Origin of the sequence: Bradyrhizobium sp. in8p8, assembly GCF_000426845.1 — a bacterium.
GTDB lineage: Bacteria > Pseudomonadota > Alphaproteobacteria > Rhizobiales > Xanthobacteraceae > Bradyrhizobium > Bradyrhizobium japonicum_C.
Genome location: NZ_AUGD01000007.1, coordinates 356,156 through 378,302, shown reverse-complemented (window position 1 = coordinate 378,302; position 22,147 = coordinate 356,156). Strand labels below are relative to the sequence as shown.

Here is a 22,147-nt window from a genome sequence, read left to right as displayed (position 1 = left end):
CGATGGTCGAGGAGATCTCCTTGATCGCGCCGACGGAATCGTTGGTCGCGGCCTGGATGCCGGAGATCTGCTGGCCGATCTCGCCGGTAGCCTTCGCGGTCTGCTCGGCGAGCGCTTTCACTTCGGACGCCACGACGGCAAAGCCACGACCGGCTTCACCGGCACGTGCGGCTTCGATGGTCGCATTCAGCGCCAGCAAGTTGGTCTGGCCGGCGATGGTGTTGATCAACTCGACGACGTCGCCGATGCGAGCGGCGGCCTTGGACAGCTCGCTGACGCGGTCGGTGGTGGCGCGGGCCTGGCCGACGGCGTCGCCCGCCATCCGTGCGGACTCTTGCACCTGACGGCTGATCTCGCCCACGGAGGAGGCCATCTCTTCCGTCGCCGAAGCCACCGACTGCACGTTGGTCGAGGCCTCCTCCGACGCACTTGCGACCGTGGTCGCCAGCCGCTGCGAGCGGTCGGCGGTTCCGGTGAGGGTCGTCGCCGATGCCTCGAGCTGTGTCGAGGCCGACGACACGGTCTGGACGATCTCCCCGATCATGGCTTCGAATTCGCGGGTGATGTTGTCGACGCGGCGGCCGCGCTCGATCTTGGCTTCGGCATCCGCGGCCGCAGCTTCGTCTGCGGCCCTCTTGGCGATCAACGCTTCCTTGAAGATCTGGAGCACGTCGGCCATGGCACCGATCTCTGTGTTTTCGCCGCGGTGCGGGACTTCGGCGGAGAGATCGCCCTTGCCCAGCGCCTGCATCGGCTGGATGATCGAATTGATGCCGCTGGAGACGTCGCGGACGAGATAGAAGCTGAGCCCGAGGCCGATCAAGACAGCCGCGCCGAGAATGACTGAAACCAGCATAAAGGCGAAAGCGTAGCTGTCGGCGGCATCCTGAGCCGCCTGTTCGCCGCTCCTGGTATTGAGCTCGATGTCCTTGTTCAGGACCTCATCCGCCTGAAGTCCGATCTTGTTGACCGTCTTGGAGTTGAGCTCCTGCGCCTCGCGCGGGATCTTGCCCGCTTCCTTGCGCGACAAGGCCATCACCTCCTCGGTGCCCTTCTTGTACTCGTCCCAGAGCTTCGACCACTGGGTGTAGAGCGCCCGCTCTTCCGCGGAGCTGATCATGGCCTCGTACTTGCTGCGCGTCTTGGCGAGCGCCTCGGTCACGGTGGCGGCGGTTTTCTCCACCGCCAGCTTGTCGTCCAGAACTTCGGCCAACATGTGCTGACGCACCACGTTTCGATACGTGATCACTGCGGCGCGCAGGTCACCGATCACCCGGACGCTCGGCATCCAATTCGTCGAGATGTCAACGGTGTTGGCGTTCATCGACCGCATCTTCATGACGGCGAGCAGGCCCATTCCGGTCATCGCGATCAGCAGGAACGCCACGACACTGGTGATCTTGGCGCGGATGGAAAGCTTGGCAAGCATAATCGGATCTCGTTGTACTGGCGCGGGCGCGCGTCGGGAGCTCTAAGAATCAACCAAAAGGGAGCAGCGCCGACATCAGACAGCAGACCATCTGTGCAGATGTTAACTACGACTCCGTGCGAGTACGGAAGTCGAAAGAGATGAACAGGAACCTAAAAACGGTCTGCGCTCAGCGCATGAGCCTAAGCGCGGCGGCGAAGAAGTCGGGACCACCGAAATTTCCGGACTTCAACGCGAGCAGCATCCCGCCTGCCTCCGTGCCGACCGCCCGCAGTACCGGGACACCCGCCGCGATCTCCGCGCCAACAAGGAAGCCGGGGATACCAAGGCGGTCGACGACTGCGCCGGAGGTTTCACCGCCGGCCACGACCAGCCGCCGAACCCCTGATTTCACTAGATTTTCCGCGATGTCGGCCATCGCCTGCTCGATCGCGTGACCGGCAGCGTCGCGGCCGTGGCGAGCCTGCAGGGCGGCGACCTGATCTGGTGCCGAGCTCGATGCGATCAGTACCGGACCTTCAGCCAGTCGCGGTCTTGCCCAGTCCAGCGCGTGCTGCACTTCATCTGCTTGCGTGATGATACGGTCCGGATCGAGACGAAGCACCGGCATGATGCGTTCGGCGCTCGCGATCTGCTGAAGGGTCGCCTGCGAGCAGCTCCCGGCAAGGCATACCGCCGCTCCGCCGACCGGCGCGCCTGCATCGCTGGTCGCCGTGGCCTTGACCTTGCCGGTCGAGACCAGCGCCCGCGCGAGCCCGAGGCCGATCCCGGAGGCGCCGACCGACAGCCGATGGCCGGCGGCAACGAGACCGATGGTCTCGAGGTCGCGGTCGAACACGGCGTCGACGATTGCGGCACCGATACCCTGGCCCGCGAGCGCGGCAAGCCGCGCCCGCACCGCCTCCGCGCCGCGCGTGACAATGGCGAGATCGACGAGGCCGATCTGCGTCCTGCTCTGGCACGCCAGCACGCGCACCAGGTTTGAATCGTGCATCGGGTTGAGCGGATGGTCCTTCAGCGGGCTCTCGTTGAGCGGCACAGCGCCGACGAACAGATTGCCTTGGTAGACGGTGCGGCCGGTTTCCGGGAACGCCGGCGTCACCAGAACGACAGTTTCGCCGCAATCGGCGCGCAGGGCGTCCATCACCGGGCCGATATTGCCGGCGTCGGTGGAATCGAAGGTCGAGCAGATCTTGAACAAGACATGGCTGGCGCCGCGGCCGCGCAGCCATTTGTCCGCCGCGCGCGACCGCGAGACGGCAAGGCCGGCCTCGATCGAGCGGCTCTTCAGCGATATCACGACGGCATCGACCTCGGGCAACGCCAGATCGTCGGCGGGCACGCCGATGGTCTGCACGGTGCGCAGGCCCGCGCGCGTCAGCGTGTTGGCGAGATCGGAGGCCCCGGTGTAGTCGTCGGCGATGCAGCCCAACGCAAGTGTCACGGCTTCACTCCAGCGTAAGGCTTGAACCAGCCGAGCCCATCGGTGGTCTTGCCGCGCGGATTGTATTCGCAACCGACGAAGCCGGCATAGCCGAGACGGTCGAGCTCTTCGAACAGGAACGGATAGTTCAGCTCCTCGCCGTCGGGCTCATTGCGCGAGGGAATGCTGGCGATCTGGATGTGGCCGATGATCGGCATCATCTCGCGCAGCCGCATGGTGACGTCGCCATGAATGATCTGGCAGTGATAGATGTCGAACTGGAGCTTGAGGTTGGGAAGCCGCAATTCCTGGATGAGGTCGCGGGCGAAGCCGAAATCATTCAGGAAGTAGCCGGGCACGTTGCGTGCATTGATCGGCTCGATCACGATGTCGATGCCGTGCGGCGCGAAGAACTCGGCAGCCCATGCCACCGATTTATAGAACGCCTCGATTGCGACGCGTTCGCCGCGATTGGCAATGCCGGCCATCAGGTGCAGGCGCTTGACTCCGGTTGCCTTGGCATAAGGCAGCGCCGTCTCCAGGCTCGCCTTAAGGTCATTGAATCGCGAGGGCAGCGCCGCAAAGCCCTTCTCCCCGGCATTCCAGTCGCCCGGCGGCAGGTTGAACAGCGCCTGGGTCAGGCCGTTGCGCCTGAGGCGCTCGCCGACGACCTCGGCCGGATGCTCATAGGGAAATAGAAACTCGACGGCGGTGAAACCGGCTTGCGCAGCGGCGTCGAAGCGATCGAGGAACGGCAGCTCGGTGAACATCATCGAGAGATTGGCGGCAAAGCGGGGCATTGGATCCTCTCCTATTTGTCGCCGGGCAGCTTGACGCCGGTGACCCGCGCATACATCCGCGCCACGGAGGCGTCGTCGTCGCGGCCCATGCCGGCGGCTGATGTCATCAGAAACATCTGCAGCGCGGCGGCGGAGACCGGCACAGGGAATCGGGCGCTGCGTGCCATGTCCTGAATGATGCCGAGGTCCTTGACGAAGATCTCGACCGCGCTGCGCGGCGTGTAATCGCCGTCGAGCACGTGCGGCATGCGGTTCTCGAACATCCAGGAATTACCGGCCGATGCCGTGATCACCTCGTAGACCTTGCGGATGTCAAGGCCCTGCTTGGCGGCGAACGCCATCGCCTCGCTGGCAGCCGCGATGTGCACGCCGGCGAGCAATTGGTTGATCATCTTGAACGCGGCGCCTTGCCCGGCGGCATCGCCGAGCTCGTAGAGCTTGGCGGCCATGGCGTCGAGCGCGGGCCGCGCCTTGGCAAAGGCAGCGGGACTGCCGGAGGCGAGGATCGTCAGCTCGCCTTGCGCGGCGCGCTGCGCCCCGCCGGAGATCGGTGCATCCAGATAGTGCCGGCCGGTTGCCTCGAGCTGCTTGGCCAAGCGCCGCGCCACGTCGGGATCCATGGTAGCCGATGATACGAAGACGCTGTCCTTCGGCATGGTCTCGGCGGCCCCATCCTTGCCGAACAGGATGGTTTCGGTCTGCACGGCATTGACGACGACGCTGACGACGATGTCGGCCTCGCCGGCCGCTTCGGCAGGTGTCTTTGCCCCCGCGCCGCCATCCTTGACGAAGCGCGACACCGCCTCAGCAGAGACGTCGCAGCCGGTCACGGCATGGCCAGCGCGCTTAAGCGAGGTCGCCATGCCAAAGCCCATCGAGCCGAGCCCGACAACGGCGATGCGCTTGGTTTGTGGCGTGGAGGCGGACATGCAACTGACCCTTGCAAAACGTTTCCCGGATGGCCGCCCTTTGCGGCGGCTCGTCGCACCGATATCACGGCTTGGCCGCGCTGCCAAAGCGTGAGACAAGCGGGCATGACGGCCATAAGCAACGATACACGGCTGCGCGAAGATATATGCCGCTTCGGGCGGTCCCTGTTCGAGCGCGGCCTGACGCCCGGCTCGTCCGGCAATATCAGCGTCCGGCTGGACAGCGGCGGCTGGCTGGTGACGCCGACCAACGCCTCGCTCGGCTTTCTTGATCCCGCAAAGCTGTCGCGGCTGGACGATCAGGGCCGGCTGGTGTCGGGCGACGCGCCCACCAAGGAAGTTCCGCTGCACACCGCGCTCTACGACACGCGCGGAAGCGCCCAAGCGATCGTGCACCTGCACTCGACCCATTCGGTCGCGCTCTCGATGCTGCCCGAGATCAACCCGCGCGCCGCGCTGCCACCGATGACAGCCTACTACCTGATGAAATGCGGCGCCACCGCGCTCGTGCCCTATTATCGTCCGGGCGATCCCGCAGTCGCGGATGCGATCAAGGGACTGGCGGGAAAATATTCATCCGTGCTGCTCGCCAATCACGGCCCGGTCGTCGCCGGCGACACGCTGGAAGCGGCAGTGTTCGCGACGGAGGAGCTGGAGGAGACGGCGAAGCTGTACCTGCTGCTGCGCGGGATGAACCCGCGCTATCTGTCACCAGAGCAAGTGTCGGATCTGGTGAAGGTATTTGGGGTGGCGCTGCCGGAGCATGGGCACGGACACTGAGCGCGGGTCCGACCCTGGTCATTGCGAGCGCAGCGAAGCGATCCAGAGTCTTTCCCCGGAGGGCTCCCAGATCGCTTCGCTACGTTCGCAATGGCAGAGAATGGAAGGCTTGTGGCTACAGTCCCAGATACGCCTTCCTCACGTCGGGATTGCCCTTGATCTCGCTTGCTGCGCCCTGCATCAGCACGCGGCCGGTTTGCAGGATGTAGGCGCGATCGGCGATCTCCAGGCACTCGGCCATGCGCTGCTCGACGATCAGCACGGTCATGCCGGCGTCGCGGATGCGCTTCACCGCCTGGAAGATCTCGTCCACCAGCTTCGGCATGATGCCCTGCGAGGGCTCGTCGAGCATCAAGAGGCGCGGACGCGTCATCAGCGCGCGGCCGATCGCGAGCATCTGCTGCTCGCCACCGGAGAGCGTTTCGGCACGCTGCTCCAGGCGTTCGGACAGACGCGGAAACAGCGTGAAGACGAGATCGAGGGGCTCTTCGCGATTGGCCTCGCCACGATAGAGATAACTGCCGAGGCGAAGATTGTCGCGCACCGACAGCCGTGGAAACAGGCGGCGGTTTTCCGGCACATAGGCGATGCCGGCGGCGGTGACGTGGTGCTGCGCCATGCCGTCGATGCGCTTGCCGTCGAACGTCACCGTGCCCGAGCGCGGACGCTCGGCACCCGCGATGGATTTGAGCAGCGTCGACTTGCCCGCGCCGTTGGCGCCTGCGACGCAGACGATCTCGCCTTTCTCGACTTCGATCGAGACCGCGGAGATCGCCACCAGGCCCTGATAGGCCGTCGTGACTTCACGCACCGACAGCATGACGGTCTCCCAGATATGCCTTGATCACCTTGGGATCGCGGACGACGTCGGCGGGCTTGCCCTCGACCAGCACCTTGCCGAGGTCAAGCACGATGGCGCGGTCGACCAGGGGCATGACGATCTCCATGACATGCTCGACCATCAAGACGGTGATGCCGGCATCGCGCACCTTGCGCACAAGCGCGACACCGGTCTGCGCCTCCGTGGGCGTGAGCCCGGTGAGGACTTCGTCGAGCAGCAGCAGCTTCGGCCCGGTCGCGAGCGCACGGGCAACTTCGAGACGGCGCTTCTCGGCCGGCACGAGGTCGCTGGCGAGCACGTCGGCGCGCGCGGCAAGGCCGGTGAATTCCAGCACCTCGCGTGCCTTGCGGCGGGCCTCCTTCATCACCGTGTTGCGGACCAACGCTCCGACGATGACGTTGTCGATGACCGTCATCGTCTCGAAGCTCTTCACGACCTGGAAGGTCCGGCCGATGCCGCGCTGGCAGCGTTGGGCTGCCGGCAAGTTGGTGACATCCTCGCCGTCGAACCAGATCGAGCCTTGCGTCGGCGGCAGCACGCCGGCGATCAGATTGAACAGGGTCGACTTGCCGGCCCCGTTCGGGCCGATCAGGCCGACGATCTCGCCGCGGCCGACCGAGATCGAGACGTCGCTGTTGGCGACGAGGCCGCCGAACCGCTGCCAGACGCCGCGGGTCTCAAGGAGCGCGCTCATCGTACGGCTCCCGTCCTCTTCGGGCGTGAAAACAGGCTCAGCAGCCCGCGCGGCAGGGCCAACGAGATCAGAACGATCAGCGTGCCGTAGACGATGAGGTCGATACCGCGCCCCGAGCCGCCGAATTTGAAGCGGGTCAGCTCAGTCAGCGGAATCAGGATGGCTGCGCCGAGCACCGGCCCCCACAGGGTGCCGATGCCGCCGAGTACGGCGGGCAGCGCCATCAGCAGCGAGAACTGAAAGCCCATAACGCTCTCGGGATCGATATAGGAAACGAACTGTGCGTAGAAGCTGCCGCCGACGGCGACCAGGAAGGCCGAGACGGCGGCCGCACCCATCTTGGAATTGAACACGTCAACACCGAGGCTCTCGGCCGCCTCCGGGTTGTCCTTGACCGCGCGCCACCAAAATCCCCATTTGGAGTTTTCCAGCCACCAGGTCACGAACCAGGCGAGGCAGCACAGCGCCAACGCAAAATAGAAGTACGGCAGCTTGGTGCGCAGGAACTGGAATTTAAGCCAACTGTCGCCGCGGATCGGAATGGTGATACCCATCGCAGCACCAGCCCATTCCCAGTTGTGGAACAGAAGCAGGCCGATCTCGGCGATGACGATGGTGGCGATCACGAAGTAATGGCCACGCAAGCGGAAGAAGGGATAGCCGAGCCCCATCGCGATCAGAGCCGACACCACCCCGCCTGCCAGCATGCCGAACCAGGGCAGCACGCCGAACTTCGTGAACAGCAGCTCGGTGGTGTAGGCACCCAGACCGAAATACAGCGCATGGCCGAGCGAGATCTGCCCGCAATAGCCGGACAGAATGTTCCAGCTCTGCGACAGGCCCGCATACATCAGCGTCAGGATCAGGATGTTCTGGACGACGACGTCCTTCACGAACAATGGGGTCAGCGCCGCGATCAGGGCGAGCAGCGCCGCGATGATGAGGTCGCGGCGGCGCCGCGCTGTAAAATCCTTGTCCATCAGATCGATCCGAACAGGCCGCGCGGCCGGATGAAGACGACGAGCAGATAGACCGAGTAGATGCCGACCGACTTCAGCGACGGCGGCAGCACCAGCGCAGTGACAGCTTCGACGAGACCGACGATGATGCCGCCGGCGAAGGCCCCGAACACGCTGCCGAAGCCGCCGAGCGCCACTGTGACATAGGCGATCAGCGCGAACGACGCGCCGACATCGGGGTAAATGTAGAAGAACACGGCCATGATCGCTCCGGCGAGACCGACCAGCGCGGCGCCGAGGCCCCAGCCGAACGCGAACACCCGGTTCTTGTCGATGCCGACGAGCGCGACCGCGCCGGGATCTTCGCGGGTGGCTTCGATCGCGCGGCCGAAGTCCGTGCGGTGGATGAAGATATAAAGACCCGCGAACGCCGCAATCGAGACCAGCGCGCCGACCAGTTGCGGCTCCGGCAGGAAGATGCCGGCAATCGAGATGGTTTTGCCGCCGAGCCAGGATTGCGGAATGCTGCGATAGTCCGGCGTGAAGAAGTATTGCGCGAGGCCGCGCATGACGATGGCAAGGCCAAAGGTGGTGAAGATCTGCACCATGCCGGCGTTGGCCTTCGCCCGCATGGCGAAGCGTACGAGGAGCAGATAGACGACCGCTCCGAATATGAATAATGCCGCGGCGACCAGCGGCGCCGACAGCAAGGGATCGATCGCGAAGAACGCGAACAGGAAGAAGGACCGGTACATGGCGATCATCAGGAACTCGCCATGGGCGAAGTTCGTGACGTCCATCAGGCCGAAGATCAGCGCGAGGCCGACCGCGATCAATCCGTAGAGCAGGCCCATGAGCAGGCCGCTCGCGAGACTCTGAATAATGGCTTGGGCTGTCAAAGTCTGTCCCCCGTTCGAAACGTCAGCGTTTGCTCCGTCATTGCGAGCGAAGCGAAGCAATCCAGAACGCCTGCGGCGGCAATAGTCTGGATTGCTTCGTCGCTTGCGCTCCTCGCAATGACGAGGCTCGTGCGACGATCTCGATTTGCTCCGCTGCCCCCGCAGCGCTCACTTCATCGGCCAGATCGCCTCGGCGATCGCGGCCTGCGGCGGGAAGATGGTGACGAACTTGCCGCCGACATATTGCAGCAGCACCGGGTCGGCGTCGTTGTTCTGGCCCATCTCGTCGAACTTGACGCGCTTCCACGGCATGATGGTCTGGTCGCCGGGGATGTCGGTTGCCGCCAAGGCATCGCGGATCTTCTCGCCATCGATCGACTTGGCGCGGTTGATGGCGTCGGCGAGGATGATCAGGCCCATGAACTGTCGCGACGTAAGATCGTTGAAATCCTTGCCCGACTTCGCCTTGAACATGTCGTTGATCTTGCCGACCATCGGGCGCTTCTGCGCGAGGTCGAGCGAGAAGGTGCCGCGCGAGATCACGCCTTCGAGCTTGTCGCCGACGGCATCATAAAGAGCTTTCTCGGAGAAGCCGGCGTCCTGCGCCACGATCGCATTCGGCTTGTAGCCGAGCTCGGCCATGGTCTTGACCAGGAGGATGCCGTCCGTGGTGTAGCTCGACGGCATCAGCACGTCGGCATTTGCCGTCTTGAGCTGCTGCACCTCGGCCGAGAGCGAGGGCGAATTGGCGCGATACTTGATGTCGGTGACGATCTTGTAGCCGCGCTCACCGGCGATCTTGGCCTGGGCGTTGCCGGAGTCGGTGCCGAAGATGGTGTCCTCGTGAAACAACGACAGGGTGTCGATCTTGGTGCCTTTCTTCTTCATGGCATCGAAGAAGTCGAACATCGCTGCCGAGTACATCTCGTCATGCGGCGCCGCGCGGAAGTAATACTTCAGGCCGCGGCGATGCAGGCTGGGCGACGAGTTGTCGGCGGAAACGAACGGGACCTGATAGCGTTCGCAGATCTGGCTGACGGTGACGGCGACGGCGCTCTGATAGGTGCCGATGATGGCGCAGACCTTCTCCTGCGTGATCAGGCGCTCGGCCTCGGCGCGGCCCTTCTGCGGATCTGCCTGGTGATCGGCGAACACGAGGCGGACCTTCGCACCGCCGAGGCCCGGCAGACCTTCGCCCTTGGCCAGCGGCAGGTCGAAAGCGGAGTCCTTGTTGATGACTTCGAGCGCGGTCTCATAGGCCTTCTGCGCGTCGACGCCCTGTTGAGCGCTGCCGCCGGAGAACGGATAGATCACGCCGATCACGACCTCCGAGGTCTGTGCGCGCGCTGCCAGCGGCACGAGAGCGGCAGTGGCGGCGGCTCCCAACAACACGTCGCGGCGAGTGATCGTCATGGCAAAGTCCTCTGTTACGGTATTTCGGTTGATCGAATGAAGGGATTGATGGATGCGGTAAAGCCCGAAGAAGCAGCAGACGCTGCCTATCAAATCACGGCCAAGCTTTTGTTCTTCAGATCTGTCACGAGCATCAGGCCAGGCGAATGCGTGATCGCGAACGGCAGTTTCGCGGCGTTGATCACCGATTGCGGCGTGACCCCGCAGGCCCAGAACACCGGAATCTCGTCGTCGGCGACCGGCACCGGATCGCCGTAGTCCGGTTTCGCGATGTCCTTGATGCCGATCAGGTGCGGGTGGCCGAGATGCACAGGCGCGCCGTGCACGGCGGGATAGCGTGAGGTGATCTGCACCGCGCGGATCGCATCCGCCGGCTTGAACGGGCGCATCGACACGACCATGGGACCGGCGAACGGACTGGCCTCGCTGCAAGCGATGTTGGTGCGATACATGGGCACGCGTACATTGCGCTCGATGTGCCGGATCGGCATCCCCTCGTCGAGCAATGCCTCCTCGAACGAGAACGAGCAGCCGAGCACGAAGGTGACGAGGTCATCACGCCAGTACTTGGTCACGTCGGTCGGCTCATCCACCACCTCGCCGTCGCGCCAGACGCGGTAGCGCGGAACGTCGGTGCGGATGTCGAGATCGGCGCCGAGCGCAGGAATGAACGGGCTGCCGACATCGGACATGCCGATGATCGGACACGGTTTCGGGTTGAGCTGGCAGAAGCGATGAAAGGCGCCCGCATAATCGGCCGGCAGGATCGCCAGATTGCCCTGGACGAAGCCCGAAGCGACGCCGGCGGTGGAGGCGACCAGCCCCTCCCGGTAGGCGAGCCGGGCCTTGCGGCTCGGGAGCGTGTCGGGTGTTTCAGTTTGCTGCGCTGCCACCAAAACAGTCATGTGATCGACCTGCCTATAAACTCGACAAGGACAAGCCAACACCACGCGTGCTATAAAGTCTAATCGTCGTTTCTAATCAATCTCGATAAATTCGCTTTATCGATTGGGGCAATCCCTTCCAATGCTGGACTTCAGGTCGATCGAGACGTTCCTTTGGGTTGTGAAGCTGGGCAGCTTTCGCGGCGCCGCTCAAAGGCTCAACACGACCCAGCCGGCGATCTCCCAGCGGATTGCCCAGCTCGAGCGCGAGATGGGCGTGAAGCTCCTCAACCGCGATCATCGCGTGGCCTCACCGACGCCGAGCGGCCGGCAGATGATGGTCTATGCGGAGAAGCTGATCGGGCTGCGTGCCCAGATGATGGCGGAGATCGGCGACCGGTCGGCGATGCGCGGCGTGATGCGGCTCGGCGTCGCCGAGACCATCGTGCACACCTGGTTGCCGCGGCTCGTGAAAAGCGTGAACGAGGTCTATCCGAACCTGTCGCTGGAGATTGAGGTCGACATCACGCCGAACCTCACCGCGCGCCTGCTCGCGCAGGAGATCGAGCTCGCGTTTGTGGTGGGACCGCTGTCCGCTTCCGGCGTGCACAACCGCGTGCTCGCCGATTATCCGATCGGCTTCCTCGCAAGCCCCTCGCTGGGGCTCGGCAAGGGCCCGGTAACACCGACGGACCTCGCACGGTTTCCAATCATCACCTTCCCGCGCAAGACCAAGCCGTACGAGGTCGTGCGCGAAGTGTTCGACCGGCCGGAGTTGCCGCCGATCCGCCTGCATGCCTCCGCTTCGCTTGCCACCGTCATCCATATGGCGGTCGAGGGGCTCGGCATCGCCGTGATCCCCGACGCCATCGTCGAGAACGAGCTCGCCGACGGCCGGCTGCAACTGCTCGACACCGATCTCGCGATCGCGCCGCTGACCTTCACGGCAAGCTGGCTCGCCTCTCCCGACGTCGTCGCCGTGGAGCGCGTTGCCGAGCTCGCAAAGCAGATCGCGCAGAGCAGCCTCGCGGTTGACGCGCCCGCGCAGGCGGGTCATTGAAAAAGCCGCCGGATAGCCGTTCCCGTCATTCCGGGATGGTGCGCAAGCACCAGACCCGGAATCTCGAGATTCCGGGTTCGGCTCTTCGAGCCGCCCTGGGATGACAACTGAGAGACCGACCGCATGAGCCGAGCCGCCACCAATCTACAAATCGATTCCGCCCGCCTGTGGGGCTCCATTCACGAGACCGCGCAATTCGGCGCGACCGCGAAGGGCGGCGTGAGGCGGCTGACCCTCAGCGCCGAAGATAAGCAGGTGCGGGACTGGTTCCGCAAGGCCTGCGAGGACGCTGGGCTCGAAGTTCACGTCGATGCGCTCGGATCGCAGTTCGGCTTGCGCAAGGGACGTGACATGTCGAAGCTGCCCGTCGGCATCGGCTCACATCTCGACACCCAGCCGACCGGCGGCAAATATGATGGCATTCTGGGAACGCTCGGCGCGCTGGAAGTGATCCGCACGCTGAACGACGCTGGCATCGAGACCGAAGCGCCGATCTGCGTCGTCAACTGGACCAACGAGGAAGGCTCGCGCTTTGCGCCCGCGATGATGGCTTCGGCCGCCTATGTCGGCGACTTCACCACCGACGACATTTTGTCGCGCAAGGACGCCGAGGGCACCAGCGTCGGCCAGGCGCTCGACAGCATCGGTTATCGCGGCGACAACCCGGTCGGCTTCCAGAAGCTCGGCTGCTTCGTCGAATTGCACATCGAGCAGGGCCCCATTCTGGAAGCGGAAGGCAAGACCATCGGCGTGGTCGATTCCGGTCAGGGCGTGCTCTGGTACGACGGCAAGATTTCCGGCTTCGAGAGCCATGCAGGCTCGACCCCGATGCCGCTGCGACGCGACGCGCTGGCGACATTGTCGGAAATCGTACTGGCGATGGAAGCGATTGCGAAAAAGCATGGGCCGAACGCCGTCGGCACCATTGGCGAGGCCGTGATCGCAAATCCCTCGCGCAACGTCATTCCCGGAGAGATCGCCTTCACCATGGACTGCCGCAGTGCCGATGGCGCGATCATGGACGCGCTCGACCGCGATCTTCGTGCGGCAATCGCCGAGATCGCCGCGCGCCGCAAGGTCGAAGTCAAGATCGACCTGGTCTGGCGCAAGCCGCCTACGCATTTCGATCCGAAACTGATCGCAGCGGTCGAGAACGCGGCGAAGACGCTCGGCTATTCCTCGCGCCGCATCACCTCCGGCGCCGGCCATGACGCCTGCAACCTCAACACGGTGATGCCGGCGGCGATGGTGTTCGTGCCCTGCAAGGACGGCATCAGCCACAACGAGCTGGAGGACGCCACACAGGCCGACTGCGCGGCGGGCACCAATGTTCTCATGCATACCGTGCTGGCAATCGCCGGCGTCGCATCCTGACCGGAGAAAGCCATGCGTGGAGTTTTCGTCGACGCCAACGAAGCCCTTGCCGTGATCATGGAGCGCCTGGAGAAGCCCGGCGATCCCAAGGTGCGTATCCACAGGGCTCCCGATATCAAGCCCGAGCAATATCCTGAAATCCTCGACGGCGCCGAGATCGCGATCGTGGACCATACCGCACTGCCGACCGATGTCGCGAAGAAGTGCACCGGGCTGAAGCACGTCGTGTTCCTCGGCACCGGCGCGCGGAGCTACATGAATCCGGAGGAGCTCGCCGAGCTCGGCATCTCCGTGCATCTGATCAAGGGCTATGGCGACACGGCAGTCGCTGAATCCGCGATCGCACTGATGTGGGCTTCGGCCCGGGTCATCGCGATGATGGACCGCGAGATGCGCGCCGGCAACTGGCTGCGCGAGGATGGCATGCAGCTGACCGGCAAGACACTCGGCCTGATCGGCTTCGGCGGCATCGCCGCTGAGGTCGCGCGCATTGCCACCGGCAGCGGCATGAAGGTGATCGCCTGGAACCGCTCGCCCAAGAGCTATCCCGGCGTCGAGTTCACCGACCTGGATACCGTGCTGGCAAGGAGCGACGTCGTATCGTTGCATCTGCTGCTCAACGACGAGACGCGCGGCATGATCACCCGCGAGAAGATTCTTGCCATGAAGCGCGGTGTCATCCTCATCAACACGGCGCGCGCCGCCGTTGTCGACGAGGCCGCCATGATCGAGGCACTGAAATCGGGTCACATCCGACATGCCGGCCTCGACGTCTTCAACGTCGAGCCGCTGCCTGCGGATCATCCACTGACGAAGCTCCCGAACGTGACCCTGTCGGCGCATTCGGCGTTCCGCACGCCGGAAGCGAGCGAAAACCTCATTCATGCGGCGTGGGAGCACTGCCGCCGGATCGTGAAAGGATAAGAGCAACAACAATGGCCGACTATCGCACCATCAAGGCAGAGCCGCTCACCAACGCCATCCGCGCCATCGTCAAGGCGGGCGGATCCTCGGATCGCGAGGCCGAACTCGTCTCGACCAATCTTGTCGAGGCCAATCTCAAGGGGCACGACTCGCACGGCGTCGGCATGATCCCGCGCTACGTCCAGAGCGTCACCAACGGCGGCCTCGCCGTGAACCAGCACGTCAAGATCGTGCTCGACACCGGTCCGCTTCTCACCCTCGACGGCCTCACGGGCTACGGCCAGGTGATTGGCCATGAAGCGATGGAGCTGGCGGCCGAGCGCGCCAAGCGCAACGGCGTCTGTCTCGTCGGCCTGTCCAACGCGCACCATATCGGCCGCATCGGCCATTGGGCCGAACAGTGCATCGACCATGGGCTGGTCTCGATCCATTTCGTCAACGTGATCTCGCGGCCGATCGTGGCGCCCTGGGGCGGCAGCGATGCCCGTCACGGTACCAACCCGTTCTGCGTCGGGATCCCGCGCAGGGGCAAGGACCCGATCGTGCTCGATTTCGCGACCAGCCGGATCGCGCAAGGCAAGACGCGGGTCGCCCACAACAAGGGTGTCGAGCTCGAGCCCGGCACCATCATCGACAATGAAGGCAAGCCCACGGTCAATCCGCGCTACACCGTGATCCCGCCGCACGGCGCCATCCTGCCATTCGGCGAGCACAAAGGTTCGGGGCTTGCGCTGGTGTGCGAAATTCTCGGCGGCGCGCTCTCCGGCGGGCAGGTGGTCAAGGGACCGTCCGACGGCAAGTACAACGTCCTCAACGGCATGCTCTCGATCGTCATCGATCCGAACAAGCTCGGCACTGGCGAGAACCTCGCGCGCGAGGTCGAAGGCTTCGTTGCCTGGCACACCGCCTCACCACCCGCACCGGGCGTCGACAAGGTCAGGATCGCCGGCGAGCCCGAGCGCGAGACCAAGAGGAAGCGTCTGGCCGAAGGCATTCCAGTCGATCCGACCACCTGGCAGGAGATTCTCGAGGCCGGGAAGAAGTTCGGGCTGGATCAGGCCGCGATCGAAGGAATCCTGGGCTGATTGACCTGATGCAATGCTGATGTCCTTCTCCCCTTGTGGGAGAAGGTGGCGCGAGGCGCCGGATGAGGGGCTCTCCCGGCGAAGGAACTATCCTCGAATGAGACGCCCCCCACGCGGAAAGAACACCCCTCACCCGCCCTCGATGCGTCGCATCGAAGCCGCCCTCTCCCACAAGGGGGCAGTCAACTAATCCACCATATCCGCGACCGCCTTGCCGCAGGCCGTGGTGTCCGCGTTGCCGCCGAGATCCTTCGTGCGCAGCGTGCGCTCGGCCAGCGTGCGCTCGATTGCGTCCACGATCGACTTTCCGGCTTCCTTCTCGCCGAGATGCTCCAGCATCATCGCGCCCGACCAGATCATGCCGATCGGGTTGGCGATCCCCTGCCCTGCGATATCGGGCGCCGAGCCGTGGACCGGCTCGAACACCGAGGGGAAATTGCCTTCCGGATTGATGTTGCCTGACGGCGCTATGCCGATGGTGCCGGTGCAGGCCGGGCCGAGGTCGGAGAGGATATCGCCGAACAGATTAGAGCCGACCACGACGTCGAACCAGTCCGGATGCAGCACGAAGTTCGCCGTGAGAATGTCGATGTGGTACTTGTCCCACTTCACGCCGGGAAATTTCTTGGCCATCGCCTCCACGCGCTCGTCCCAATAGGGCATGGTGATGGAGATGCCGTTGGACTTGGTCGCCGACGTCAGGTGCTTCTTCGGCCGCGACTGTGCGAGCTCGAAGGCGAATTTCAGGATGCGGTCGACGCCGGTGCGGGTCATCACCGTCTGCTGCGTCACGAACTCGCGGTCGGTGTCGGGGAACATGCGGCCGCCGACGGAGGAATACTCGCCTTCCGTGTTTTCGCGCACCACCCAGAAATCGATGTCGCCGGGCTTGCGGCCCGCCAGCGGGGAAGGCACACCGGGCATCAGGCGCACCGGGCGCAAGTTCACATACTGGTCGAACTCGCGGCGGAATTTGATCAACGAGCCCCACAGCGAGACGTGGTCCGGGATCTTGGCCGGCCAGCCGACCGCCCCGAAATAGATCGCATCGTGCTTGCCGATCTTCTCCTTCCAGTCGTCCGGCATCATCTGACCATGCTTCTCGTAATAGTCCCAGGACGAGAAGTCGAAATGGTCGAAATGCACGGAGACGCCGTGCTTCTTCGCAGCCGCCTCCAGAACGCGAAGGCCCTCGGGCATGACTTCCTTGCCGATGCCGTCGCCGGGAATGACCGCGATCCGGTACTGTTTCTTGCTCATCGAGAACGTCCTTGGTTGGTCTGGTAGCCGCCGCGTTTTGATCGCACTGCAATGGACCAAAGTCGCGGGCGGCGCAACGCTGCACTGCAATGTTGACCATGGCGCGGTCGAGCGCCTACTGATTTGATCCTGTTCCTCTCCTGCGAGTACCCTCATGGATCTGCATCTGCGTGGCAAGCGCGTCCTGATCACCGGCGCGTCCAAGGGCATTGGCGCAGCTGCCGCCGAGGCGTTCGCCGAGGAAGGTGCAAATCTCCTGCTCGCCGCCCGCAGCGGCGATCAGCTCAAGGTGCTGGCCGAGCGCCTGCGCTCCGCACACCAGATCGACGCCGCAACGAGCATCGTCGACCTGCGCAAGGGAGAGGATGTGGAGCGACTGGCGAAGGAAGCCGCCGACATCGACGTGCTCGTCAACAATGCCGGCGACATCCCCGGGGGCTCGATCGACAAATTAGACGAGGCGACCTGGCGGCACGCCTGGGAATTGAAGGTGTTCGGCTACATCAACCTGACGCGGTACATCTACGCGCAGATGAAGGCGAAGGGCGGCGGCGTCATCATCAACGACATCGGCGCGGCTGGCGAAAAGTTCGACGCCAATTACATCTGCGGCAGTGCCGGAAATGCCGCGCTGATGGCCCTCACCCGCGCGCTCGGCAGCAAGAGCCTCGCCGACAACATCCGCGTGGTCGGTATCAATCCGGGACCCGTCGGCACCGATCGCCACGTCACGCGGCTGAAGACGCGGGCCAGGGATCAGTTCGGCGACGAGAGCCGCTACAAGGAATTCCAGAAGAGCCTGCCGCTCGGGCGCCCTGCGCATGCGCGCGAGATCGGCGACCTCATGGCGTTCCTGGGCTCGGATCGCTCTGGCTACACGTCGGGCGTGATCTACACGGTGGACGGTGGCATCAGCGCGGGCTGGGGTTAGTTTTCCGTCATTGCGAGCGCAGCGAACCAACAAGGACCATATCCGCGGCGCCAGCCTGAATTGTTTCGCTGCGCTCGCAATGAGACACAATAAGCACAGGAGTACGATAATTGTCTCAAGACCTGATCCGCGAAACCGCCTGCACCGTCGTCGACAAGCTGCGGTCCGGCGACGTCTCGCCGCTCGAGCTGCTTGATGTGCTGGAGACGCGCATCAAGGAGGTCGACGGCAAGGTCAACGCGCTGCCGATATTATGCTTCGATCGTGCAAGGGATAACGCCAAGGCGCTGATGCGGAAGCCGGCCGGCGCGCGCGGGCTGCTCTCGGGCCTCCCGCTACCGATCAAGGATCTGACCGACGTCGCGGGCGTGCTGAACACGCAGGGCTCACCGATCTTCAAGGACAACGTCCCCGCGAAGTCCGACCTCATGGTCGAGAATCTCGAAGCCAACGGCGCGGTGGTCTACGCCAAATCCAACACGCCCGAATTCGGCGCCGGCGCCAACACTTTCAACGAGGTATTCGGCGCGACGCTCAACCCCTGGGACACGACGAAATCAGCAGCCGGCTCCTCCGGCGGCGCGGCGGTGGCGCTCGCGACCGGCATGGCCTGGCTTGCGCAGGGCTCCGACATGGGCGGCTCCTTGCGCAACCCTGCCGCCTTCTGCGGCGTCGTCGGCATGCGACCGAGCATCGGGCGCGTCGCGCACACTCCTAAGTCGGGTATCGATCGCAATCTCGGCGTCGTCGGCCCGATGGCGCGCAACGTCGATGATCTCGCGCTGCTGCTGGATGCAATGAGCGGCGACTATGCAGATGATCCGCTGTCGCTGCCCGCCCCCGCAACCTCGTTCCTGTCGGCGGCACAGGCGGGCAAGAGGCCGAAGCGCATCGCCTATTCACCCGATCTTGGCATTACGCCGGTCGATCCCGAGGTTAAGGCAATTACGCGCAAGGCCGCGGAGCGCTTCGCGGAAGCCGGAGCGATCGTGGAGGAGGCGCATCCGGACTGGCGCGAGGCGCATGAATGCTTCCACGTACTGCGCGCCTTCGATTTCGCGATCACCAAGGCCAATCTGCTGCGCACCAAGCGCGACCTCCTCAAGCCCGAGGTAATCTGGAACATCGAGGAAGGCCTCAAGCTCACGGTCGAGCAGCTGGGGCGCGCCGAGGCGCAGCGCGTCGACATGACCGCGCGGGCCGTCGAGTTCTTCAAGAACTACGACCTCCTGCTGGTGCCGACGACGATCGTGCCGCCCTTCCCGATCGAGCACCGCTATGTCGCCGAATGCGCCGGCAAGCGCTTCGACAATTACGTCGAGTGGCTCGGCATCGTCTATGCCGTCACGCTCGCCTGCTGCCCCTCGCTGTCACTGCCGTGCGGCTTCACACAGTCGGGCCTGCCGGTCGGCGTTCAGGTGGTCGGCGCCCCCCGCGCCGATGCGCAGGTGATCGCCGGCGCGAAGGTGCTGGAGGACATTTTGGGCCTGCGCGGCACGACGCCGATCGATCCGAAGGTGAAGAATTGACGTCTCCCTCATGACGACGGCTCCTCGCGTCGCCCTCATCCACGCCCTCAAGCATTCCATCGCCCCGATCGAGGCCGCGTTCGCAAAGGCCTGGCCCGAGGCACGGCTGATGAATCTGCTCGACGACAGCCTGTCGGCAGATCTGGCGTGCGAGGGAGCGCTCACCGACGCCATGACCGGGCGCTTCCTCGCGCTTGGTCATTATGCGACGGCCACGGCAGCGGACGCGATCCTGTTCACTTGCTCCGCCTTCGGACCCTGCATCGAGGCCGTCGCACGCGCACATGCGTCGATACCGGTGCTGAAGCCGAACGAGGCCATGATCGAACGCGCCGTGACCATGGGCAAGCGCATCGGCCTGCTCTCGACTTTTCCGCCGACGCTGGCGTCGATGCCGCCCGAGTTTCCCGCCTCGGTCCAAATCGTGCCGAAACTTGCCGAAGGCGCTCTGGCCGCACTCGATTGTGGCGATCGCGCCGCACATGATCGCCTGCTCGCGGAAGCGTCCCGCGATCTCCGCGATTGCGACGTCATCGCGCTCGCGCAATTCAGCATCGCGGCGGCTGCGCCGCTGGTTGCGGAGGCCACCGGCCGCCCGGTCGTGACGACGCCGGACAGTGCGGTCGACAAGCTGATGAGGCTGCTGAAAGCGAAGGCTTAAGCCCCCGCCTTTGTCCGGCGGCGCGCATCCCTAATCGCGACTGTGAGGGCAGCCTTGGTCTCGTTGACGAAATCCTCGACCAGTTCCTCGCGGGTCGCGTGCGCCGCCTCACCGGTGAACAGGCCCTGCTCGGCCAACATCACCACGCCGTGCAATGCCGCCCAGATCTTGAGCGCCTGCCGTTCGCGCAAATAGCCGACGGCGGGGGCTTCCAAGGCTTCGATAACGAGCGCAAAGGTCTCCCGCGTGGCCTCGTGCAGCTCGCTGCCCTTGGCCGCGCACGACACCGTGCGCGAAGCAAACATCAATCGGTAGATACCGTTGCGACGCAGACCGAAATCGAGGGTGGTCAGCGCCAGCCGCAAGAGTTTCGACTGCTTCGACTGCTTTGCCATCGCCTCGCGCAGAAGTGCCGAGAATTGCCGAAACGCCTCCGCAGTGATCGCCGCGATCAAAGCCTCGCGGTCGGCAAAATGCCGGTATGGTGCCGGCTGCGAGACGCCGAGCTTCTTGGCAAGCGCCTTGATGCTGATCGCCTCGGCACCGCCCTGCTCCGCCTCGCGTAGCGCGGCCTTGATCAGCGCATCGCGAAGATCGCCGTGGTGGTAGGTCTTGTCGGGCTTGCGGGCGAGTTGTGAACGCATGTCGCGGCGAAGCCTATAAGTTTGCGCTTGACAGGGGAAGTCCGCCGCGAATGTAATAGGATATAACTTAAGAATAGAAGTAAGACGAGGAAACGCGCTGCCCTTTGGGCCCTGCGCACACGACCAAGGAAGCCGCGATGGCAGAGCGACTGAAGGTTCACGTCAATCCCGACAAATGCCAGGGCCATGCCCGCTGCAAGGCACTCGCGCCGGAGCTTTTCGATCTTGACGAGTACGGCAACGCGCACGAAGCCGGCGACGGCATTGTCCCGCCGGGGCTCGAAGACAAGGCCTGGCTTGCGAAATCCAACTGCCCGGAGATCGCAATCGATGTGATCGAGGAGTAGCGCGACCACTGTCAAGCCGCGTGCTTTCAGCGAATTCGAGCCAAGGGATTTCCCGGCCATGTCCGACGTCAACCAGCCCGCCGCCCATCCGCCCGTGACCGACTGGGTCCATGATTTCGACCACACCGATCCGCAATGGACGGAGGATCCCTTTCCGATCTGGGACCAGCTGCGCGCCACAAGTCCCGTGGTGCACACGAAACGCTTCCTGGGCTGCTATCTGCCGACGACCTATGAAGCCGTGCGCGAGATCGCCAACGACACCGAGCACTTCTCCTCGCGCCGCATCATCGTCCGCGATGTGCGCCCGGAGGTCGCCAGGAATGCAGCCCCGCCGATCACCTCAGATCCGCCCGAGCACAAACCCGCCAAGCAGTTGCTGCTGCCGCCATTTACCCCTGATGCGATGAAGAAGCTCGAGCCGCGGGTCCGCGCGATCTGCAACGAGCTGATCGACGAATTCATTGCCGACGGCAAGGTCGACGCTGCCGCACGCTACAGCAAATACATCCCGGTGCGGGCCATCGCCCACATGCTCGGCATCCCCGAGAGTGACAGCGATCTCTTCATCAAGTGGATCCACATGATCCTGGAACTCGGCATCAAGGACGAGAGCAAGCTGCTCCAGGCCGTGCAGGAGATGACAGCCTATTTCAGCGGCCACATCGAAGCGCGCAAGAACAAGCCCACCGACGACCTCATCTCGTACCTGACGAATGCCAGGGGCAAGGACGGCAATCCGCTCGAGGACTCCCATGTGCTGGGCTCGCTGCGCCTGCTGCTGATTGCCGGCATCGACACCACCTGGAGCGCGATCGGCTCCTCGCTCTGGCATCTGGCGAAGACGCCGTCCGATCGCGAACGTCTGATCGCCGAGCCAGGGCTGATCCCGACCGCGGTTGAGGAGCTGCTGCGCGCCTATTCGCCGGTGACAATGGCGCGCGAGGTGGTCAAGGAGACCACGATCTCGGGTTGCCCGGTCAAGTCGGGCAACATGGTGCTGCTGTCCTTCCCGGCCGCGAACCGGGACCCCAAGATGTTCCCGGATGCTGACAAAGTCGTGATCGACCGACGCGAAAACCGCCACGCCGCCTTTGGCCTCGGCATCCACCGTTGCGTCGGTTCCAACCTGGCGCGCATGGAAATGCAGGTGGCGCTGGAGGAATGGCTAAAGCGGATCCCAGACTTCCGGCTGGATCCGGCAGGCACGGTGACCTGGTCACAAGGCACGGTGAGAGGCCCCCGGCAGTTGCCATTTCTGCTTGGAAAGGCGATGTAGGC

22 protein-coding genes are annotated in these 22,147 nt (G+C 64.2%); 10 read left to right on the top strand and 12 right to left on the bottom strand.

Annotated features, from left to right (window positions below):
* The 4 genes from K408_RS0120165 to ltnD form a co-directional block, all read right to left on the bottom strand.
* A partial coding sequence (locus tag K408_RS0120165) for a methyl-accepting chemotaxis protein (protein WP_028145943.1) occupies positions 1-1,429 on the bottom strand: 1,429 nt, incomplete at its 3' end.
* A 169-nt stretch (positions 1,430-1,598) separates the two neighbouring features.
* Positions 1,599-2,873, bottom strand: a complete 1,275-nt coding sequence (gene otnK / locus K408_RS0120160; RefSeq protein WP_024340008.1) for a 3-oxo-tetronate kinase — start codon at positions 2,871-2,873, stop codon at positions 1,599-1,601.
* Positions 2,870-3,652, bottom strand: coding sequence for a 2-oxo-tetronate isomerase (gene otnI, locus K408_RS0120155; RefSeq protein WP_024340009.1), 783 nt, complete (start codon positions 3,650-3,652; stop codon positions 2,870-2,872). Before otnI ends, otnK begins: the two co-directional genes overlap by 4 nt.
* A gap of 11 nt (positions 3,653-3,663) precedes the next feature.
* A complete protein-coding gene (ltnD, locus tag K408_RS0120150) occupies positions 3,664-4,581 on the bottom strand; it encodes an L-threonate dehydrogenase (protein WP_024340010.1) in 918 nt (305 codons plus the stop codon).
* Between the two features lie 105 nt (positions 4,582-4,686).
* On the opposite strand from ltnD, the gene otnC reads away from it, so the two are divergent.
* Positions 4,687-5,361 (top strand): 3-oxo-tetronate 4-phosphate decarboxylase, encoded by a 675-nt coding sequence (gene otnC / locus K408_RS0120145; protein WP_024340011.1) that lies wholly within the window; start codon positions 4,687-4,689, stop codon positions 5,359-5,361.
* 115 nt (positions 5,362-5,476) lie between these two features.
* Here the strand turns inward: otnC and K408_RS0120140 are convergent, their stop codons facing one another.
* The 6 genes from K408_RS0120140 to K408_RS0120115 all read right to left on the bottom strand — a co-directional run bounded on the left by K408_RS0120140 (position 5,477) and on the right by K408_RS0120115 (position 11,072).
* Positions 5,477-6,181, bottom strand: coding sequence for an ABC transporter ATP-binding protein (locus K408_RS0120140; RefSeq protein ID WP_024340012.1), 705 nt, complete (start codon positions 6,179-6,181; stop codon positions 5,477-5,479).
* Positions 6,165-6,896 (bottom strand): ABC transporter ATP-binding protein, encoded by a 732-nt coding sequence (locus K408_RS0120135; RefSeq protein WP_024340013.1) that lies wholly within the window; start codon positions 6,894-6,896, stop codon positions 6,165-6,167. The genes K408_RS0120140 and K408_RS0120135 overlap by 17 nt, the downstream gene beginning before the upstream one ends.
* Positions 6,893-7,876: a branched-chain amino acid ABC transporter permease gene (locus K408_RS0120130; protein ID WP_024340014.1), complete on the bottom strand. Its 984-nt coding sequence runs from the start codon at positions 7,874-7,876 to the stop codon at positions 6,893-6,895. Before K408_RS0120130 ends, K408_RS0120135 begins: the two co-directional genes overlap by 4 nt.
* The gene (locus tag K408_RS0120125) at positions 7,876-8,754 is read right to left on the bottom strand and encodes a branched-chain amino acid ABC transporter permease (protein ID WP_024340015.1); all 879 of its coding nucleotides are present in this window, start codon (positions 8,752-8,754) and stop codon (positions 7,876-7,878) included. Before K408_RS0120125 ends, K408_RS0120130 begins: the two co-directional genes overlap by 1 nt.
* 168 nt (positions 8,755-8,922) lie before the next feature.
* Positions 8,923-10,167 (bottom strand): ABC transporter substrate-binding protein, encoded by a 1,245-nt coding sequence (locus tag K408_RS0120120; RefSeq protein ID WP_024340016.1) that lies wholly within the window; start codon positions 10,165-10,167, stop codon positions 8,923-8,925.
* 89 nt (positions 10,168-10,256) lie between these two features.
* On the bottom strand, positions 10,257-11,072 hold the full coding sequence (locus K408_RS0120115; RefSeq protein WP_024340017.1) for a putative hydro-lyase: 816 nt from the start codon (positions 11,070-11,072) through the stop codon (positions 10,257-10,259).
* A 121-nt stretch (positions 11,073-11,193) separates the two neighbouring features.
* On the opposite strand from K408_RS0120115, the gene K408_RS0120110 reads away from it, so the two are divergent.
* The 4 genes from K408_RS0120110 (at position 11,194) to K408_RS0120095 (ending at position 15,494) form a co-directional block, all read left to right on the top strand.
* Positions 11,194-12,111: a LysR family transcriptional regulator gene (locus tag K408_RS0120110; RefSeq protein ID WP_024340018.1), complete on the top strand. Its 918-nt coding sequence runs from the start codon at positions 11,194-11,196 to the stop codon at positions 12,109-12,111.
* Positions 12,112-12,234: 123 nt separating this feature from the next.
* Positions 12,235-13,485 (top strand): Zn-dependent hydrolase, encoded by a 1,251-nt coding sequence (locus K408_RS0120105; RefSeq protein WP_024340019.1) that lies wholly within the window; start codon positions 12,235-12,237, stop codon positions 13,483-13,485.
* Between the two features lie 12 nt (positions 13,486-13,497).
* Entirely contained in the window at positions 13,498-14,409 is a 912-nt protein-coding gene (locus K408_RS0120100) for an NAD(P)-dependent oxidoreductase (protein WP_024340020.1), read from the top strand.
* Positions 14,410-14,420: 11 nt separating this feature from the next.
* Complete coding sequence (locus K408_RS0120095; protein WP_024340021.1) at positions 14,421-15,494, top strand: malate/lactate/ureidoglycolate dehydrogenase; 1,074 nt, start codon at positions 14,421-14,423, stop codon at positions 15,492-15,494.
* 186 nt (positions 15,495-15,680) lie between these two features.
* Here the strand turns inward: K408_RS0120095 and K408_RS0120090 are convergent, their stop codons facing one another.
* Positions 15,681-16,754, bottom strand: coding sequence for a tartrate dehydrogenase (locus K408_RS0120090; protein WP_024340022.1), 1,074 nt, complete (start codon positions 16,752-16,754; stop codon positions 15,681-15,683).
* Positions 16,755-16,908: 154 nt separating this feature from the next.
* Here K408_RS0120090 and K408_RS0120085 point away from each other — a divergent pair, with 154 nt between their 5' ends.
* The 3 genes from K408_RS0120085 (at position 16,909) to K408_RS0120075 (ending at position 19,875) form a co-directional block, all read left to right on the top strand.
* Positions 16,909-17,685 (top strand): SDR family oxidoreductase, encoded by a 777-nt coding sequence (locus K408_RS0120085; protein WP_024340023.1) that lies wholly within the window; start codon positions 16,909-16,911, stop codon positions 17,683-17,685.
* 110 nt (positions 17,686-17,795) lie between these two features.
* Positions 17,796-19,214: an amidase gene (locus tag K408_RS0120080; protein ID WP_024340024.1), complete on the top strand. Its 1,419-nt coding sequence runs from the start codon at positions 17,796-17,798 to the stop codon at positions 19,212-19,214.
* A 10-nt stretch (positions 19,215-19,224) separates the two neighbouring features.
* Entirely contained in the window at positions 19,225-19,875 is a 651-nt protein-coding gene (locus tag K408_RS0120075; protein WP_024340025.1) for an arylsulfatase, read from the top strand.
* Here the strand turns inward: K408_RS0120075 and K408_RS0120070 are convergent.
* Positions 19,872-20,519: a TetR/AcrR family transcriptional regulator gene (locus tag K408_RS0120070; RefSeq protein ID WP_024340026.1), complete on the bottom strand. Its 648-nt coding sequence runs from the start codon at positions 20,517-20,519 to the stop codon at positions 19,872-19,874. The genes K408_RS0120075 and K408_RS0120070 overlap by 4 nt on opposite strands.
* Positions 20,520-20,656: 137 nt before the next feature.
* On the opposite strand from K408_RS0120070, the gene K408_RS0120065 reads away from it, so the two are divergent.
* A complete protein-coding gene (locus tag K408_RS0120065; RefSeq protein ID WP_024340027.1) occupies positions 20,657-20,866 on the top strand; it encodes a ferredoxin in 210 nt (69 codons plus the stop codon).
* Positions 20,867-20,924: 58 nt separating this feature from the next.
* Positions 20,925-22,145 carry a cytochrome P450 gene (locus tag K408_RS0120060; protein ID WP_024340028.1) on the top strand — a complete coding sequence of 407 codons (1,221 nt, stop codon included), beginning with the start codon at positions 20,925-20,927 and terminating at the stop codon, positions 22,143-22,145.
* Positions 22,146-22,147 lie beyond the last annotated feature (2 nt).

Coding starts and splice junctions, on each gene's coding strand:
- otnI (WP_024340009.1), bottom strand. CDS start 3,652: ATGCCCCGCTTTGCCGCCAATCTCTCGATGATGTTCACCGAGCTGCCG.
- ltnD (WP_024340010.1), bottom strand. CDS start 4,581: ATGTCCGCCTCCACGCCACAAACCAAGCGCATCGCCGTTGTCGGGCTC.
- otnC (WP_024340011.1), top strand. CDS start 4,687: ATGACGGCCATAAGCAACGATACACGGCTGCGCGAAGATATATGCCGC.
- K408_RS0120140 (WP_024340012.1), bottom strand. CDS start 6,181: ATGCTGTCGGTGCGTGAAGTCACGACGGCCTATCAGGGCCTGGTGGCG.
- K408_RS0120135 (WP_024340013.1), bottom strand. CDS start 6,896: ATGAGCGCGCTCCTTGAGACCCGCGGCGTCTGGCAGCGGTTCGGCGGC.
- K408_RS0120130 (WP_024340014.1), bottom strand. CDS start 7,876: ATGGACAAGGATTTTACAGCGCGGCGCCGCCGCGACCTCATCATCGCG.
- K408_RS0120120 (WP_024340016.1), bottom strand. CDS start 10,167: ATGACGATCACTCGCCGCGACGTGTTGTTGGGAGCCGCCGCCACTGCC.
- K408_RS0120115 (WP_024340017.1), bottom strand. CDS start 11,072: ATGACTGTTTTGGTGGCAGCGCAGCAAACTGAAACACCCGACACGCTC.
- K408_RS0120110 (WP_024340018.1), top strand. CDS start 11,194: ATGCTGGACTTCAGGTCGATCGAGACGTTCCTTTGGGTTGTGAAGCTG.
- K408_RS0120105 (WP_024340019.1), top strand. CDS start 12,235: ATGAGCCGAGCCGCCACCAATCTACAAATCGATTCCGCCCGCCTGTGG.
- K408_RS0120100 (WP_024340020.1), top strand. CDS start 13,498: ATGCGTGGAGTTTTCGTCGACGCCAACGAAGCCCTTGCCGTGATCATG.
- K408_RS0120095 (WP_024340021.1), top strand. CDS start 14,421: ATGGCCGACTATCGCACCATCAAGGCAGAGCCGCTCACCAACGCCATC.
- K408_RS0120090 (WP_024340022.1), bottom strand. CDS start 16,754: ATGAGCAAGAAACAGTACCGGATCGCGGTCATTCCCGGCGACGGCATC.
- K408_RS0120085 (WP_024340023.1), top strand. CDS start 16,909: ATGGATCTGCATCTGCGTGGCAAGCGCGTCCTGATCACCGGCGCGTCC.
- K408_RS0120075 (WP_024340025.1), top strand. CDS start 19,225: ATGACGACGGCTCCTCGCGTCGCCCTCATCCACGCCCTCAAGCATTCC.
- K408_RS0120070 (WP_024340026.1), bottom strand. CDS start 20,519: ATGCGTTCACAACTCGCCCGCAAGCCCGACAAGACCTACCACCACGGC.
- K408_RS0120065 (WP_024340027.1), top strand. CDS start 20,657: ATGGCAGAGCGACTGAAGGTTCACGTCAATCCCGACAAATGCCAGGGC.
- K408_RS0120060 (WP_024340028.1), top strand. CDS start 20,925: ATGTCCGACGTCAACCAGCCCGCCGCCCATCCGCCCGTGACCGACTGG.